Source organism: Mesorhizobium sp. LNHC232B00, from assembly GCF_000502435.1.
Classification (GTDB): domain Bacteria; phylum Pseudomonadota; class Alphaproteobacteria; order Rhizobiales; family Rhizobiaceae; genus Mesorhizobium; species Mesorhizobium opportunistum.
In genome coordinates this window covers 1-17024 of record NZ_AYWP01000059.1, presented here as the reverse complement: position 1 = coordinate 17024, position 17024 = coordinate 1, and the positions used below count along the sequence as shown (strand labels likewise).

The following is a 17024-nucleotide window of genomic DNA, read 5'->3' as shown; positions in this document are numbered from 1 at the left end:
GGACCTGTCATCTTTTCGTTCCCTGACGGGCCAGACGCGAGAGTGAGCACACCATGGTTCATCGCCCAAACTGCGGCCTGCGTACGGTTGCGAACCCGAATCTTTCGAAGAATCGCCTTGACGTGTACCTTCACCGTAGCTTCGGCGATTCTAATCTCGCGGGCGATGGTTTTGTTGGACTCCCCTTCGACCAAGCAACGTAGAATACATTTTTCCCTGTTTGACAAAATCGATAGGCCCCTCTCCACATTCTCGATTTTAGCAGCCGCGCTTGTCAAATCATCGGTTACCGCATCATATTTAAGATCAGGCCTTATATCTTGAATAAACGCCGAAGGTTCCACAGGCAATACCATCTGTCCAAGCATAACCAATTCGAGAGCTTTGATGAACGTGTCGGAAGGAGCGGCTTTTGTCAAATACGCGTCAGCCCCCGCACGAAAAGCCGAAACTATATCGCTCGATCGACAGTGATCGGCTAGCACAACAACATGACTGTTGGGACAAAGTGCCTTAAAGTCAGCAATCTGTGCGAATTCAGCATCTGCATCAGTACCGCCGACATCCATTATGAGTAAGATGGGCCGGTTCTGAGGTAGCGGCTTCTGCAGAAGATCGTGAACGCAAGCCGCAGAAAAAAGAATACGAAACTTTGCTGTATCCAAAATTCGACTAAGGCCCTCTCGGAGTAACTCGCTCGGCCCGACAAGCACTGTTACAAAGGATTGATTTGTCATCGTAGCTCCCCAGCGCACCTGGTAGGGCGCTCGGCGCGCCAACCGCATTAACGTTAACGTTACGCTAGGAAAACCCTAAGCCTAAATACCGCCCTTAGGCGTAGGGAAGCATCGAGACTCGGGTTTCAGACCCGGTGCCGTTCCGGAAGTCATCGATGATGTTGTGTTCGGACCGATCGTAGCCAGCGTGGACGAAGCTGTGGAGGCTCTACGGCGGATAGCTCGTCTCGATCGCGCACGGGTCCGGGAAACTTTTGAAAAGCGGTTCTTGGTCGGGCGCATGTGTCGCGACTGTATGGCGATCTATCGCTCGCCCGTAGGGAAACAAGTGATTTGCAAATTTGTAGGTCGGAGAAAATTTCGGGGGAACAATGGTTCCTTCCTGTCGTTCATTCGACCCCGGACGCATCTATGGCTGACCACTCGGTCGCTCGTCCGCCGCTCGATCTTGGCAAGGCGGACTGTCGTTGGACGATGAGAATGTAGGAAACTATGATACGCACTGTTATAGTCGCCGCCGCACTGGTAGGCTTGTTGGGTGCTCCCGCAATTGCTGCGACGCACTATTGGGTCGCCAAGGACACGAGCACCAAGACATGCACGGTGGTCTCTATGAAGCCCGACGGAGTTAAGACGACGGCTGTCGGCAAGAAAACCTACTCGTGCTATTCCAGTGCAGACAAAGCTCTGAGGGCATCGGCCGCGTGCAAGAGCTGACAAGCATATGTGACCTGGCCTTTTTGCCGCGCCGTAATTGTCGCTGATGCCGCGCTTTCCGGCTTTCGGCTGCCTTCCATATCGAGGCTATTTGTCTCGCCCATGGTTTATGGCCGCTAAGTCGTTAGCTGTCGAGGGAGGCGCAATCTATGGCTGGCGTCGTCAGCGGTATGTCTGCCTATAAGCCGGCATGAAGACCACAGCGACTTACGATTCGGAGGCAGGCACTTTCACGATCGAGAAAGACAAATGGCGAGGGACGTTCTCGATTGCCGACTTGCCGAAATGGCTGCACTTCTACCGCCAGCAGCAAGAGCGATACCCCGCTCACGCCCATTCCTATGGGTCAGACGTGGAGGCGCTTGAGGGGCTCGCCGTCAAACTAGCCTGTGGCCAGTAACCAGCTATCCACCATTCCCAATAGTTTAATAGCTTAAGATCCAAGCCGCCTTGCAGAAAGCAGGTTTTGTTCGCATCAGGAAGGATTTTCGACCAGATACGCCCAGAAGCGGAGGGCAACGAGTTTCGCGACATCCTCCCTGGCCCAGAGGCGCAACCCAGAAAGTTCGAAAAGCTTCCAAGAACCCCAGTCAATCACGGATTGTAGAACTGTTGAATGACCGCTTGGACGGGGAACGAACCCGCTGCGCGGGAAGGCGCCTGGGGTGAGGTAGAGGGCACAGGCCGGGCATCGCGCCTGCATTGAGCGTCGCGCGGCAGCGGCAGAGCATGACGGGCTTCTTCAACAAGGAGCCTGACCAATGCCCTATCCCGCTCTCGCTGCCCCTATCAGCCCGCTGCGCCAGCGGCTGATCGACGACATGAACATGCGGCGTTTCTCACGCGAGACGCAGCGCAACTATCTCCGCGACATCGGACGCCTGGCGACATTCCTTGGGCGTTCACCAGACACAGCTACCGCCGACGACCTGCGCCGGTTCCAGATCGAGCAACAGGAGGACGGTGTTCCCGTTCCGACCATGAACAGCATCGTGTCGGCGCTGCGCTTCTTCTTCACCCACACGCTCGACCGCCCAGACCTGGCGCGCCGGCTCGTCCGGCTGTCGCATCCGCGCCACCTGCCCGTGGTGCTCAGTCGCGACGAGGTCGCCAGGCTGCTCAATGCCACCACGTGTCTCAAGCACCAGGCCGCGCTCTCTGTCGCCTATGGTGCGGGCCTGCGCGTCGCCGAGGTGTCGATGCTGAAGGTCACCGACGTCGACAGCGAGCGCATGCTGCTGCGTGTTGAGCGTGGCAAGGGCGGGCGCTATCGCAATGCCATGCTCTCCGAGGATCTGCTTACCCTGCTGCGCCAGTGGTGGAAGGTCGGTCGGCAGCAGGGCGTGATGCATCGCGACGGCTGGCTGTTCCCCGGACAGCACGCGATGAAGCCGATCAGCACGAGGCAGCTCTATCGCATCGTCGTCGAGGCGGCCCAGGCCGCCGACATCGCCAAGCGGGTGGGGCCGCACACGCTGCGTCACAGCTTCGCCACCCATCTGCTGGAGGACGGCACCGACATCCGCATCATCCAGGTCCTGCTCGGGCACGCCAAGCTCAACAACACCGCACTCTACGCGAAGGTGGCGACCCGGACGGTGCGTGCCGTGACGAGCCCGCTCGACAAGCTCGGGCTGTTCAAGCCAGGAGAGGGCTCGCCCGACATCTGAGCCGTGCGCGCCTCGATCGAGGTCGCCGACATCTTCCGTGCTGCCGGACCCGCCTATCGGGCCGCCCATGCAGGTCACCTGAGCCTCATCCAGCTCAAGGTCATGTCGGCGATCGAGTATTGCCGCACCGCAGCCCTTGGCGGTCACGTCGAGGCTTGCGAGGACTGCGGCCAATGGCGGATCGCCTACAACTCCTGCCGCAACCGGCACTGCCCGAAGTGCCAGGGCGCGGCGGCGCGGACATGGCTTACCGAGCGCGAGGCCGACCTGCTGCCAGTCGGATACTTCCATGTCGTGTTTACTCTGCCTGCCGAGGTCGGCGACATCGCCTTCCACAACAAGGCGCTCGTCTACGACCTTTTGTTCAAGGCGGCATCGGAGACGATGCTGACGATCGCCGCCGACCCAAGACACCTCGGCGCGCGCATCGGCATCACCGCCGTGCTCCACACCTGGGGATCGGCGATGACCCACCATCCGCACGTACACATGATCGTGCCGGGCGGTGGCATGGCACTGGGCGGAGGCCGATGGGTCTTCTCGCGGCCGGCCTTCCTGCTTCCGGTGCGCGTGCTTGGCAAGCTGTTCCAACGGCTCTTCCTCACGCGGCTGCTCGCGCTGCACGACGCCGGGCAGCTCGGGTTCTTCGGGACCATGGCGCACCTCACCGAGCGACGCGCCTTCCTGCGCCACCTTGCTCCCGTTCGGGGGAAGCGATGGGTGGTCTATGCCAAGGCGCCGTTCGCCGGACCGGAGGCGGTGCTCGCCTATCTGTCGCGCTACACCCACCGGGTGGCGATCTCGAACCGCCGCCTGATCGCGTTCGACCAGGACGGCGTCACCTTCCGTTACAAGGACTATCGCCGCGACGGCGTTGATCGGCAGCAGGTCATGACGCTGGCGGCTGACGAGTTCATCCGCCGCTTCCTGCTCCATGTCCTGCCGCGCGGCTTCCATCGCATCCGGCACTACGGCCTGCTCGCCGGCTCCGCCCGCAAGGCCAGCCTTGCGCTCGCCCGCGAACTCCTGGATGTCACCGAGCTGCCCAGCCCCGGTGATCCCGACGTACCGGAAGACTTCCGCCCGCCATGCCCTTGCTGCGGCGGGCGCATGATCATCATCGAGACGTTCGAGCGCTGGAGGCAGCCACGCGGTCCGCCCGATGCAACCGCGACGAACCGGAAGACAACTCCATGACCCGGCATGGCATGGTCGAACCTTCACCCGCAGGCGCCCCGCCTCCGGCAACGGACCCACGCGTGTCCATCGTCAATATCGCCGCCGACAGCGTCGCAACGAGCCTCGTGCCGGATCGGCTAAACCGCGCGGAGGCACAACGAAGCGGCCTCCCCGCATCCATCCCGACGCCTCCCAGCAGCGGTCACGCCATCGCCGACATCGGCCGCAGATCGAAATCCCCATAGCCATCGACTGTGCCCCGCGGGTTCCTTCCTCGGGGACTTTCGTACGCCTGGCGGCGCCCGAAACTCTTCACGTGAGCAGACTGGCGGCTCTTGGGCGATCTGGACCGGACAGCTGCCATTCCGCCAAGCAGCTAGCCGGTACGACCGTTTTCGCCCAGAGCCGGTCATGTTGTCACGTCCTTGTAGATCCAGATTGCGGGGAGCGAGATATTGCCTTCTGACACGATGTATAGGCGAAAGCGCTAGCGTCAACGTCCGCGGTTCCAGTATATGCGAAGCAGGCAGGCAGCAAACGCAGCAGCTATCACTCAGCTGGCCGCACGCAGACGCCGAGAGCGAACCAATACCTTCAGTCGGTCGGAATCCAATGCCTGCCCAAAGGCATAACCCTGCAGTATATCGCAGCCCAACCCCTTGAGCACGCGTGCGTGCTCCATCGTCTCCACGCCTTCCGCTATAACCTCGATACCCAAGGACTTGCCAATTTCGATGATCGACGAGACAACCTGCCTTCGTTGCGGCGATTCGACAATTGGGATGACCAGCTGCCGATCTATCTTCAGTCGGCGAGGCTGTAGCTTGAGCAGGCTGACTATGGAGGCATAGCCGGTGCCAAAATCATCTATCTCTATATCAATGCCCAGTTGCTTGATCTGGTCGATATTCCAAGTCACCAAATCGTCGTTTTCATCAAGGAAAATGGATTCAACAAGCTCGAACGAAACTGTTCCCTTCTTGATATTTAGTTCTCTCAAGCTCTTTATGAGTTGTTCGTCCTGAAGCCGCCGTGCCGAAACGTTGACCGATACGCGCGGTATATGAAGACCCGCAGCAGACCAGCCTTGGAAATCTGAAAGCGCTTGGTTCAGTATGGTTCGATCGATCGTCGACACGACATTTAGTTCTTCTGCAATCCTTAGAAAGACATCCGGCGCTAAAATACCCTCCTTTGGGTGTCTCCATCGCGCAAGCGCCTCGACTCCGACAATTTCGAGCGTTTTTGCGCTAAATTGGGGCTGGTAGAAGGCTATGAACTCGTTACGCTCCAGGCCGCCAAGCAGCTCATCGGCAATCCGCTTTGTGTCGACGATTTCGCTTTGCATCGCCTCAGTGAAGAATTCGTGTCGATTGCGCCCACGACTTTTTGCTCGGTAAAGCGCGATGTCGGCGTTCATCAGCAGGTGCTTGGCTTCGGCGTCTTTTCGGTTGTCGACTGCAATTCCCACGCTGACACCAAAACGGCATCGGTGACCGCGGTAGTAGACGGGTTCGCCCATCTGACTGATGATGCGGTCAGCCAGCAGCGCTAGTTGCTTGATATCGTCATTCACCGTGCACAGGACGACGAATTCGTCTCCTCCGATCCGAGCGACGAATCCTCCATTCTCGACCTTGGATCGGAGGACGGCAGATGCGTGTACCAACATCGCGTCACCCGCGGCATGGCCAAGAGTATCGTTGATGTGCTTGAACCGGTCCAAGTCGATGTGAAGCAGGGCCGCATAGCACCCATCACGCTTTGCATTTGCTGTGTACTCCTCCAATATCTGGTCGAGGTAACGACGGTTGGGCAGACCGGTCAGCGAATCGTGAAGCGCAATATGCTCTATGCGCGCCTTGGCTGCCCCGAGTTCCGCATTTTTCGACTCGGACAGCTGTTTTGCGCGAACCAGATCGGTATTCAGCAAAACGTCGGCTGTTACATCCCATTCCGCACCAATCATTTTGGCCGTCTCGTTTGGAGCCTGGTATATCGTCGCCTTGGCTCGGACATGACGAATCTCGCCATCCGAACGAATAATCCGGTACTCCGACGAATATGTTCCGCGGCTGGCCACGGCACGGTCGAAATCTGCGTTGGCGCCGGCTAAATCCTGGGGGTGAATTGCCCCCGCCCAATCCGAGTAGTCGCGAGGTCCTCCATCGCTGGGTTTGCCGTATATTTCGTTGACGCGGTCGTCCCAGGACAGATCATTGGTCGCGAGATCGTGTTCCCAAACGCCAATAGCCGACGCCTCCAGAGCGAGTTCGAGGCGTCTCGACAATCGACGCAGTTCCGCATAATTGCGCTGCCTCTCGCCAATCAGACGACTGGTGACCAAGAATGGGATCACAACCAGCGCCCCGGCCGCGGCCATGATCGCGCGCAAGAACCACGCGTTGCTAGGTGTCGAAGGCCAGCCGCTTTTGGGGATGGCCGCTATTTGCCAGGAACCTGAGGGGAGCAGAACTTCGGCCGTCACTGGATTGCTTTTGCGGACGCCGATATCGCCGAAGAATTGATCTCCACGCGGGCCGAGGGCGTCTTTACCGATGAGCGCGACGTCAATCCCGAGATCATCGTCAAACAGGCCGCTCGCCCTGTAAAGGCGCTGCACGTCGACAACGGCCGAAATGATGCCCCAGAATCTTTCAGTATTGCCCGCGCTCGGCACAAAAACCGGAAAACGGCCGATGAAGCCTTGGCCGCCCTGCTTCAGGTCGACCGGACCGGCTAGAATCAATTTGCGCTCGTCTCGTGCCCGCAGCGCGGCGTTGCGCTGCCGATCGTCCATTCGGTAATCGAGGCCCACCGCTTTCTCGTTGCCCTTCAGAGGGTACATTAAGGAAACGACCAGATCGGGCGCGCCAGCAATATTGTTCAATTGCGAGTCGCCGCCAAACAGGTTGCTCGCGAGCGAGGCGAAGCGTTGCTGTCCCATATAGGGTTCAGTCACGACAGTCGCGACCAGTCCATGCACGAGTTGAAGGTTTCCGTTGATGTTCCCTTCTAGCTTGGCGCGGATCAGATTGACCTTGACCAGAACATCCGCACGAGCGGCTTGGTCCGAAACGATTTTGTTCTGGTGGTCCGCATACGCTGCGCTAATCGCAATAACCAAGACCGCCATTGCGGCCGGGATGTTTGCCGAGGAAAAAACAGCATCCTTTATGCCGCCGAACCTAGCGCCGAAAAGAGCCAATAGGGTGAGACTCCCCTGTGTTGTTCAGATTCTCGGATCTATCCGCCGATAGAACATTAGCTTTCATTAATTAATTTTGAACTTCACAGTTCTGAAAACTTTGCACTGTCCGACCGCTGAGGTCGTTCTGGCACGCCGCCGAAGGCGATTGGACGCAGCCGCCACTCAATGAGGCAACGTGTCGGCGGGGATGATTCCCGGGTCCGGGTGATCGTGCGCAGGGGATGACAGTGCAAAACTGGATTAACAGTGGTCCGCAATCGTTTTGGGAGCAACAAGGTATGGTATCTTGCCGGCGCTTCGCTTAGTCGCGCCAATGGAGTAGGCCATTGGAATCTTGGGAGAGTTGTTGGGCAAGCCGTACATATCCTTGCCGGTTCTCACCGCGAATGAAAAGTGCTGCCAAGAAACCGTGTCATGCTCATTCAGAAAATCGAGCGTCAGCCCAGCTGAAATGAGCGCGTTCACCACGTCGCTGATCGGATGAATCCACTCATAATAGCGAGAATGCTTCAAAATGCGGTCGTCGCCAGTATAGGTCCGTTCCTCGTTCCATGTGAGCGGCCGAGCTGTAGGCGTTCGCCAATCGTGCTTAAACTCCAGCGCCGCGGCCTTACGATCACATTGAAACATCAACGGATGGCCCTCGGCCATATAGAGCCTGCCGCCGGGTCGCAGGAGATCAGCAACAACCCGCGCCCAGCGGAACACGTCGTCCAGCCAGTTTACCGAGCCCCAGGTAACATAAACGACGTCGAAGGTCCGGCCGAGTGCTTCGACTGCCTCGAACAGTGGCGCCTCGACGAAGCGCACCTCAGTGCCTGCCTTCGCAGCGAAATCCCGCGCAGCGGCGATTGCCGTCGGTGAAAAGTCGAGACCGGTCACGCTGCCCGCGCCGAGATTCTTCAAGCTGATCGTGTCGAGCCCAATATGACATTGCAAATGGACGATGTCTTTGCCGACAATATCACCGACCTCCTCCGTCTCCAGTTCATAAAGATTGGATCCGCCTGCCAGCACATTTTCGATGTGATAGCTGCCTGTTGTGTCGGTCGAATGTAGTTCGGCCCGATCATCCCAATTGAGGCGGTTCGTACCCAGAAACGGTTCCAAATTCCCCCCCAGTACCCAGCGGCGACTGGCGCCTGGTAAACAAATCGTTAATATCCTTGCAGCGAAAGGGTCGCGCGTCAATGCGCCGGTTGGTAATGGGTCGGTTTGAAATTCAGCCATTTAATTGAGCCAAGCAGGAAACGGGTGGCGGCTTTACCCGCCAACGGTCAACTCCACCGATATGGCCCGCCGCCCGGGGTCGAGCAGGCCTGTCTCGGAGCACCGGACACTCTGATTGCGGCGTGTTGGGAGGGAAAGCAGGAANAAAGCAGGAAGCCGCACACGCGAACCGGCATTCCCTGGTCGATGTTCCAAAAGAAAACCCGTCGACCGAAATCGACGGGCTAACTTCCTCATATCTGCGCCCCTAGTTCCCAGACGGTCCACCGTGCCCAGGAAACCCCTACGCAAAGATCTTGTAGCTTAAAACCAGGTATTGCGCTGTAACCCCGGGGCAAAACTGGCCTTAGATGTGTCTCGTTTTGGGACCGAAGGGCCGGCATCCGGCTTGCACGGAAGATGCTGTCGGTACCCATAGGGGCCGGTACCTCGTCGAGCTCAAGGTTGTTGGGGACCTCGCCCGGGGGGCGTTCTGAAGCGGGAGGTCCCGCGCATCCACAAGGCCACCTAAAAGAAGCCCGACACCGTACCGGCAGCGGGTGAGCACGATAGCTGGGCTCTCGACATGCCTCGTCGGCATGGATTCATCGCGGGACAAACGCAACGGTTGTGGACCAGAGTTAAGCGGCTCTGCCCAGCGAAGCGGCTACATCCGTCCGCGTCTTGGCTCAATCATCGCCTCTGCCGTCCATGCGATGCCGGGTGAGCGAACGATAGGTTTGCTACGGGCGTCGTTCGTGCAGTAGACGGCTGAAGGGGCGTCTCGCCGATCGCGCTTTTAAGTCGGTAGATAGGCCCCGAGTGTCACTCAATTTGACCAAACCCAGCAGCGAAAAAATCCCATCGAAAGGTTGCCGTGCACAGATGCCGACGCATATTGGTCGAGGTTTGAACCGCGGTTGGACGCGCGAGCCACAAAATGTCCGACGATGGTGACGGACATTGCGTGACTCCGAACAGGGCCCAATCCAGAACCCACCAGAGCAGCGCCTCCGGGGCTTTTGACTAAAGAGAGTGGAGGACCTGGAGAATGCGGGGGCGAAGCTGGATCCGGAAAAAGCGGCTGGCCGAAGCCCAAATGCTCAGGGAACAGATCGTCCGACTGGAAACTGAGCTATTTACCCAGAGAGGGACTGCCAAGCCAAGAAGGCTTACCGAGTTCGGCTACCACCTTCATTCCAGCAAATCGCGGCTTGAACGGCTGGAACGCTGCATCTCTGCCCTGCAATCCGCCGATCGGCGGCGAGAAGAACACAGGCCCCAGCAGGTTTAGTGTGTTCCTGCGCTAGCTTTGGCAGTCGAGATAGACGGCCGTAACCGCCAGGAAGCTCACATCGAACGTCCGCCAATGGATCGAGCTGCCCCTGAGGACTCGGAATCTCCGCTTTTGAGCGATACTGAGAGAGTGCCTAGCGCCGGGGTTGGACGCGAAGCTGCCGTTCACACTTGGAAGTCATGCCGTCGCGCTATCGGGTGCAACGTGCCATGGGAGTCGATCCCCTGCAAAGCCATGGAAAAACCGAAGCTAGTTTCCTAATTTGTCCATGAGCACGTGCAACTTGGGCTGTGGAGTGACCCAGAAAGTTCGAAAAGCTTCCAGGAACCCCAGCCAAACTTTTCTAAGTCAATTCAGAAACTTAGCTCGCTTGGGATTTGCATTTCTCTTGATTTCGCGCCGCAGAACGTCGGCGCTACCATCGGCGACGATCAGGCGCTCTTCGACAAGTTCTTCTTTGCGCTGCCTCCCCGCGAGAGGGCTTCACAGACCGAGTGTCTGACGGGCGCCCAGATGCACGAAAACTGCCGAAGGTGCCATCGTCTCATGCACGGCACATTGACGGGTGGCCTCGACCAAGACGGCCGCTGCCTGTTCAACCCGGTCGGCCGCATGGTCGACTTGGTCGAGCTTCTTCGCCAGCCGACCGTGCAGCTTCGAAAGCCGTGTTGCATGATGGGCGGCGCTTCGCTTTCGGCCGTCCAGATTGAGCGGTTCAAAAAACATGGGGACCTCACTGTGCGCAACGAATCCTTACGCCGGCTTCTCACGGTTTGCGATTCCTTCAAAAGGACGAGGCCCTATCCCTTTGATCCGACCCGGCTCCCTCCTCAGAGGCAAATAACGCGTTGGTCATGGCAGTCGCTGCCGGGCTAAGCTCCGCAAAGGTTTCCTGCATTGGGCTCCATAATGGTCACTGACAGCCAGTACATTCTCGAAAGCATCAGCCAAGGCTGCGCGGTGCTGGCCGATGGCGAATTCGTCATCGACAGGCTGGTGAAGTATGTCGGCAACGGAAGGATCCGCTGGCACGTCGAGTTTCGCGGGCATCGCGTCGAGTTCACGACCGGCCAACTCAAGAAGCAGCCTACCTTCCGCAGGAAGATACTCGAACAGGCTGGTGTGCTGCCGCCCCAGCGTACCGGGGCCAGCTACAGGCGATGGGCACTCGATCTGAGGAAGAATGCCATCGAGCTTCCCTGGCGCGATAGGCCTGTCGATGCCGGTTTCGCCATCGACAGGCTCGCCAGTCATGGGGATGGCCGCTGGACGGTTGAATGCCAGGGCAAGGTCATCAAGTTCACGACGACCAAGCTCCGCCGGCAGACCAGTTTCCGCAAGAGGATGCTGCTCAAGGCCAAGGTGCTGCCGCCGCAACTGGATCCGGTTGCCTATCGGAAATGGATGGACTGGCTCATTCAAAACGCCACCGAGGCTGCCCCGCATGCCGACGATGCCTTGACGAGCGAGAAAAGTTGGCTTGACGACCTGCCAGACCTGGCCGGATGGCAAAATGAAGCGGTGCCCGAAGGGACCGACTAATCAAACTTGAATGGAAGACATGGACCGCTTCAATCTCGGCACCTACCGCCGCCCTATCTCCACCCGCTCTACCGAGACCCAGCGCTGGTTCGATATCGGGCTGAACTGGTGCTACGGCTTCAACCATGAGGAAGGCATCAAGTGTTTTGAGAAGGCGCTGGAGACCGATCCGGACTGTCCGATGGTGCATTGGGGCATCGCCTATGCCGCCGGGCCTTTTTACAACCTGACCTGGAAGGAACATGGCGAGGCTGAAGCGAACAGCGCGACCAAGCGATGCTTCGAGCATGTCCAGCTCGCGCGCGCCAATGCGGCTGGCGCCAGCGATGTCGAACAGGCCTTGATCGAGGCGCTGGCCGCTCGCTTCCAGAAGCCACAGAAGGTGAGCCCACGGGAATTCGAGCAGTGGGACGATGCCTATGCCGCCGCGATGCGGCTGGTCTACCAGGATTTTCCCGATGACCATGACGTGATGGCGCTGCTGGTCGAGGCGCTGATGATGCGCACGGTGCGGCGTCTGTGGAACCTCAAGACCGGTGCGCCGGCGCCGAACTCGGATGTCATCGAGGCGCTGGAGGTGTGCGAGCGATCGATCCGGCTCGCCGACGAGGCCGGCGTCGCCCAGCATCCGGCGATCGTCCACCTGCATATCCATCTCCTGGAAATGTCCACCATGCCGGAACGCGGCATGCGCTCGGCGGATCTGCTCGGGCAGATGTGTCCCGATGCCGGGCACATGAACCACATGCCCGGCCATATCTATGTGCTGTGCGGCGAATACGAGAAGGCGAAGCTCGCCAGCGAAAAGGCGGTGCGCGCCAACGATCTCTATCTCGCCTATGCCAACGAGCCGACCTACTATCTGCTCGGCTGCTGCCACGATCTGCACCTGATGATGTTCACCTGCATGTTGTCAGGCCAATACCGGCCGGCGCTATGGGCCGCCGACAAGGTGCGAAGCCTGGCCGTGCGCGACGTGGTCGCCATCCGGGATCGTCCCAAGCTCACGCAAACAGTGGAAGGCTATCACGCGATGAAGTCGCATGTGCTCGTGCGCTTCGGCCGCTGGCAGGAGATCATCGACGAACCGGTGACGGCGGAGCCCGGCCTCTATGTGCTGACGGCAGCCATGCAGCACTACGCCAAGGGCGTCGCGCATGCGACGCTGAGGCAATTCGCCGAGGCCGAGCGCGAGCGTGAGCGGTTCCACCGGCATGTGGAAAGCATTGCGCCGGAGCGGCGTTTTCTCAGCAACCCGACGCGCGCCTCGCTGGCTGTCGGTGCTGCCTTGCTGGATGGCGAGCTTGCCTATCACCAGGGCCGGCACGACGAGGCCTATGGCCATCTGCGGCAAGCGGTCGAGCTGGACGACAATCTCTCCTACACCGAGCCATGGGCGTGGATGCACCCGCCGCGCCATGCACTGGCCGCCCTGCTGCTCGACCAGGGCCACGCCGAGGAGGCCGAGCAGGTCTATCGCGACGATCTCGGCCTCAGCGGCACGGTGCAGCGCTGCGCCCAGCACCCGAACAATGTCTGGGCGCTGCACGGGTTGGTGGAATGCCTGAAACGGCGTGGCGAGAGCGACGAACTGCCCGCGCTGCAGGAAAGGCTTGCCGTGGCGTTGACCAAGGCGGACGTGCCGATCACCTCGTCCTGCCTGTGCAGGACGAGCGTACAAGCGGATCATTGCTGCTGTCATTGACAGTGGGCTGTTACGGAAGTGGGCTGTCGCGCTGACGCGAACGGCACCTTCCGCTACGAGAAGATCTCCGCCAACTCGTCGACGCTGACGCCTTCCTTGACCTGGCGCAGTTCGACATAGCTGACCGCCGTGGCGACGGAGATCACCATCGATACGATGGTCTGCACCAGGGCGGCCAAGACCGCAGCGGCAATTCCGTGGAAGAGATAGATGACCACGGCGCTCATCGACTGGATGACAAGTGCTACGATCATCAGGATCAGGAAAAGCCCGAACAGGGCCCAGCGGCTTCCCTTCGTCAGCGCGCGGCTGCGCGACATCGAACCGAACACGCCGAGCCGCTCCTGGATAAGCACCGGTATCGAAACCGACCAGCCGAGCCAGAGGATGATGCCGGGCACCACCAAAGCAATCGAGGCAACGCCAACGCCAAGCCCGACAAGCAAGCCGATCCCGAGCGTCGGCAGCAAATTGCGGATCGCCACGCGGATGCAGTCGCCAAAGCTCGGCCTCTTGCCGTTCAGATCTTCGATCGCCGCTCGAACAAGACTGGACTGCAGCAGAAGCGAAAGACCGACATAGAGTATTCCAAACACCGCGAAGCCGACGAAATAGCCGAATGTGTAATTCGCGGTCGCCTCGGCAAGACTAGCCGGATCTCCAACTGCGCGGGCAGCCGGGCGCGCAAGCTGCGAAACAAGATTCGGCAGTCCTGAAAATACGGCGGCAAGGCCAATGCAGAGCGCGATGTTGCGGCCGATAACAGCAAATGTGTTGTTGAACNCCCTGCCGATATCGAATTTCTCTCGCCGTGCCAATGTGGTTGAGGTCATGACGTCGTCCCCTCCTCACCGCGCCTGCCAGGCGGTGTTCCCGACTGCTAATCTGTCAGTATTGATAACCGACGTCCAATCACTTGCAATTGCCGTGCAGCATTGCCAGTGTTGGCGCCGAACCGTGGGTTGCAGGGAGCGAGCGGGTGACAGTCGCACAGCCGGACACGGCGGACGCCGAAGGGCTGGCAAATCTGCACGAGCAGCTGCTGGCGGACCACTCCATCCAATTCGATCTGCCGAGTCTGGTGCCATCAGAACCGCCGGCATGGCTGAAGCCCGTGCTGGAGATGCTGGCGCGGATCGGCCCCTACATGATCTACCTGTTCTGGGGCGCGGTGATCATCGGTGTGGCAGTCATCGTCCTTCTGGTCGCACTCGAAGCCAAGGGTGTGGCCTGGCGCCTGCCGTGGCGGCGCACCCGCAAGGAAGCGGCGGCGCAGGACGACTGGCGCCCGGATTCCAGCGCGGCGCAGATCCTGCTCTCCGAGGCTGACGCCCTCGCCGCGCGCGGCGCGTTCGACGAGGCGGTGCATCTCCTGCTTCGGCGCAGCGTCGCCGACATCGCCGGACGGCTGCCCGACTTCCTGCGCCCATCGCTGACGTCGCGCGACATCGCCACGGCACCATCGCTCCCGTCGCGGGCGCGCCAGGCGTTCAGCGAGATCGCACGCATCGTCGAGGCGGCGCTCTTTGCCCGCCGGCCGGTCGGCGCCGATGGCTGGCATCAGGCGCGCGGCGCCTATGAGCGGTTTGCCTTCAGGGATGCCTGGACATGAGCGCGCCGGCAGCCGAGACAGCGCAGGAACCGTTCAGCCGCAGAACCCTGTTCTGGGGCATTTTTGCCAGCCTGCTGGCCGCGGCCGCGTTCTTTCTCCTGTCCACCTATGCCCCGGATTTCCGCCAGCCCGGCGGCGGCGCCACCCCGCTCTCCAAGGGCGGCTCGGGCTATGCCGGCATCGTCAAATGGCTGCAGTTGACGGGAACGCCGGCACCCATGGCGCGAAGCCAGAAAGATATAGACACGGGCATATTGTCCGGGTTCCTGCTGATCGTCACCATCTCGCCAGACAGCGACCCCGCCGCGCTCGACCGCATCGTCAGGCTTCGCGCGAACAAGCCGACGCTGTTCGTGCTGCCGAAATGGCTGACCCTGCCGCTCGAGGGACGCCAGGACTTTGAAATGAAGATCGAGCGCCTGCCGGATACGGTTGTCAGCGACTGGCTCGGCCACATCGTCAAGGCAAAGCTTGGTGTCGGCAACAGCACGGTCGGGCAGATCGACGTCCGCGGCCATATGGTCGCCGCGCCCGATCAACTGCAATGGATTGCCGACGACCAGCCGCTGATCGCGGCAGGCAACGGCAAGGCAGTGCTCTCCGAGGTCAAGGACCAGCCTTTCTACGTCCTGGCCGATCCGGACCTGATCAACAATGCCGCGTTGAAGGACTTCACCAAAGCCCAGGCGGCGCTCGACCTCATTGCCTCACTCGAACCGGCCAAGGGCGCGGTGATCTTCGATCTCACGCTGCACGGTGCCGGCCAGAGATACGATCTTGCCAAATTGCTGGTCGAGCCGCCGTTCCTGGCGCTGACGCTGTCGGTGCTGGCGGCGGCCGCCCTTGCCTTCCTGCATGGTCTCGGCCGGTTCGGTCCGCCACGGGCCGAGGGCCGGGCGATCGCATTCGGCAAGCGGGCGCTGGTCGACACCACGGCGATGCTGCTCAGGCGCGCCGGGCGGTTGCAGGAGCTCGGCGACCGTTATGCGGTGCTGATGCGTGCGCGTGCCGCAGCATTGCTCGGCGCGCCGCAAGGCTTGCCAGGCGAAGCGCTCGACCGCTGGCTCGATTCCCGCGACCACGGCGAAACCCAAGGCTTCAGCCGTCGCTTCAAGGCCGCGAACGAAGCCAGGAATTTGGCTCAAATGCATGAAGCAGCGCAGGAGCTGCATGACTGGACGACAAGGAGGCTCGGTGAACGTCGATGATGTGAAGGCCCTGGCGACCGCGATCAGGGAAGAGGTGGCGAAGGCGATCACCGGACAGCGCGACACGGTCGATCTGATGCTGACGGCATTGTTCGCCGGCGGGCACATATTGCTCGAAGGCCCGCCAGGCACGGCCAAGACCATGACCGCGCGCTGCTTCGCGCAGGCGCTCGGCGTCGTCTATGGGCGCATCCAGTTCACGCCTGACCTGATGCCCGGCGACATCGTCGGCTCGAACATCTACAATTTCCAGACCGGGCAGTTCACGCTGACGCGTGGCCCGATCTTCTGCGACCTCCTGCTTGCCGACGAGATCAACCGCACGCCGCCGAAGACGCAGGCGGCGCTGCTGGAAGCCATGCAGGAACACGCCGTCACCTTCGACGGCACGACGCATCCGCTGAGCCAGAACTTCATGGTGGTGGCGACACAGAACCCGATCGAGCATCAGGGCGTCTATCCGCTTCCCGAAGCCCAGCTCGACCGCTTCCTGTTCAAGCACAAGGTGAGCTATCCCGACGCGCGGGAGGAACGCGACATCATCGTCCATCATGGCGGAGGCTCCGCTTCCCACGACATCAAGCAATACGGCATCACGGCGCAGGCCGACCGAAAGACGCTGGAGAAGGCGCTCGCCACCGTAGGCGATGTCACGCTGGTCGACGATGTCGTTGGTTACATCGCCGCCCTCGTGCGCGGCACGCGCGAGAGCCCCGATTTGGAGGTTGGCGCAAGCCCGCGCGCGGGCGCCATGCTGGCGCGCGCGGCACGCGCCAGGGCAGCGCTCGACGGCCGCGCCTATGTCATCCCCGACGACGTCAAGGCGCTGGCTGTGCCGGCGTTGCGCCACCGCGTCATCCTGTCGCCGGCGGCGCAGATCGATGGGCGGCTGGTGGAGCAGATCGTGTCCGATCTTGTCGACCAGACGGAAGCACCG

Annotated in this window: 12 protein-coding genes; 7 read left to right on the top strand and 5 right to left on the bottom strand. The window is 60.5% G+C overall.

Annotation, left to right across the window (positions count from 1 at the left end; genetic code table 11):
* Positions 1-737, bottom strand: a 737-nt coding sequence (locus X743_RS1000000171745; RefSeq protein ID WP_198028529.1) for a response regulator transcription factor, incomplete at its 3' end; no start/stop codon positions are given.
* A gap of 1478 nt (positions 738-2215) precedes the next feature.
* Between X743_RS1000000171745 and X743_RS138225 the strand changes: the two genes are divergently transcribed.
* Both X743_RS138225 and X743_RS138230 read left to right on the top strand, forming a co-directional pair.
* Positions 2216-3124 carry a tyrosine-type recombinase/integrase gene (locus X743_RS138225; protein ID WP_023769370.1) on the top strand — a complete coding sequence of 303 codons (909 nt, stop codon included), beginning with the start codon at positions 2216-2218 and terminating at the stop codon, positions 3122-3124.
* A 3-nt stretch (positions 3125-3127) separates the two neighbouring features.
* Entirely contained in the window at positions 3128-4321 is a 1194-nt protein-coding gene (locus tag X743_RS138230; RefSeq protein WP_023769369.1) for an IS91 family transposase, read from the top strand.
* A gap of 535 nt (positions 4322-4856) precedes the next feature.
* On the opposite strand, the gene X743_RS138235 is transcribed toward X743_RS138230, so the two are convergent.
* From X743_RS138235 to X743_RS138245, 3 genes are all read right to left on the bottom strand, one after another.
* Positions 4857-7439 (bottom strand): EAL domain-containing protein, encoded by a 2583-nt coding sequence (locus tag X743_RS138235; RefSeq protein ID WP_032923566.1) that lies wholly within the window; start codon positions 7437-7439, stop codon positions 4857-4859.
* 315 nt (positions 7440-7754) lie between these two features.
* Positions 7755-8744, bottom strand: coding sequence for a class I SAM-dependent methyltransferase (locus X743_RS138240; protein WP_245264358.1), 990 nt, complete (start codon positions 8742-8744; stop codon positions 7755-7757).
* Between the two features lie 1759 nt (positions 8745-10503).
* Positions 10504-10746, bottom strand: a complete 243-nt coding sequence (locus X743_RS138245) for a hypothetical protein (RefSeq protein WP_023769365.1) — start codon at positions 10744-10746, stop codon at positions 10504-10506.
* 183 nt (positions 10747-10929) lie between these two features.
* On the opposite strand from X743_RS138245, the gene X743_RS138250 reads away from it, so the two are divergent.
* Both X743_RS138250 and X743_RS138255 read left to right on the top strand, forming a co-directional pair.
* A complete protein-coding gene (locus tag X743_RS138250; protein WP_023769364.1) occupies positions 10930-11562 on the top strand; it encodes a hypothetical protein in 633 nt (210 codons plus the stop codon).
* Between the two features lie 19 nt (positions 11563-11581).
* A complete protein-coding gene (locus X743_RS138255; RefSeq protein ID WP_031258846.1) occupies positions 11582-13267 on the top strand; it encodes a hypothetical protein in 1686 nt (561 codons plus the stop codon).
* Between the two features lie 53 nt (positions 13268-13320).
* Here X743_RS138255 and X743_RS138260 read toward each other — a convergent pair whose 3' ends face one another.
* Entirely contained in the window at positions 13321-14100 is a 780-nt protein-coding gene (locus X743_RS138260) for a hypothetical protein (protein WP_031258845.1), read from the bottom strand.
* Positions 14101-14246: 146 nt separating this feature from the next.
* On the opposite strand from X743_RS138260, the gene X743_RS138265 reads away from it, so the two are divergent.
* The 3 genes from X743_RS138265 to X743_RS138275 form a co-directional block, all read left to right on the top strand.
* On the top strand, positions 14247-14879 hold the full coding sequence (locus tag X743_RS138265) for a hypothetical protein (protein ID WP_023769361.1): 633 nt from the start codon (positions 14247-14249) through the stop codon (positions 14877-14879).
* Positions 14876-16087, top strand: a complete 1212-nt coding sequence (locus X743_RS138270; RefSeq protein ID WP_023769360.1) for a hypothetical protein — start codon at positions 14876-14878, stop codon at positions 16085-16087. Before X743_RS138265 ends, X743_RS138270 begins: the two co-directional genes overlap by 4 nt.
* On the top strand, positions 16074-17024 hold a 951-nt coding region (locus tag X743_RS138275), incomplete at its 3' end, for a MoxR family ATPase (protein ID WP_023769359.1). The genes X743_RS138270 and X743_RS138275, both read left to right, overlap by 14 nt.

What these genes read in the sequence shown, in the direction of transcription:
- X743_RS138225 (WP_023769370.1), top strand. Translation starts at nt 2,216, where the DNA reads ATGCCCTATCCCGCTCTCGCTGCCCCTATCAGCCCGCTGCGCCAGCGG.
- X743_RS138235 (WP_032923566.1), bottom strand. Translation starts at nt 7,439, where the DNA reads ATGGCGGTCTTGGTTATTGCGATTAGCGCAGCGTATGCGGACCACCAG.
- X743_RS138240 (WP_245264358.1), bottom strand. Translation starts at nt 8,744, where the DNA reads ATGGCTGAATTTCAAACCGACCCATTACCAACCGGCGCATTGACGCGC.
- X743_RS138245 (WP_023769365.1), bottom strand. Translation starts at nt 10,746, where the DNA reads ATGTTTTTTGAACCGCTCAATCTGGACGGCCGAAAGCGAAGCGCCGCC.
- X743_RS138250 (WP_023769364.1), top strand. Translation starts at nt 10,930, where the DNA reads ATGGTCACTGACAGCCAGTACATTCTCGAAAGCATCAGCCAAGGCTGC.
- X743_RS138255 (WP_031258846.1), top strand. Translation starts at nt 11,582, where the DNA reads ATGGACCGCTTCAATCTCGGCACCTACCGCCGCCCTATCTCCACCCGC.
- X743_RS138270 (WP_023769360.1), top strand. Translation starts at nt 14,876, where the DNA reads ATGAGCGCGCCGGCAGCCGAGACAGCGCAGGAACCGTTCAGCCGCAGA.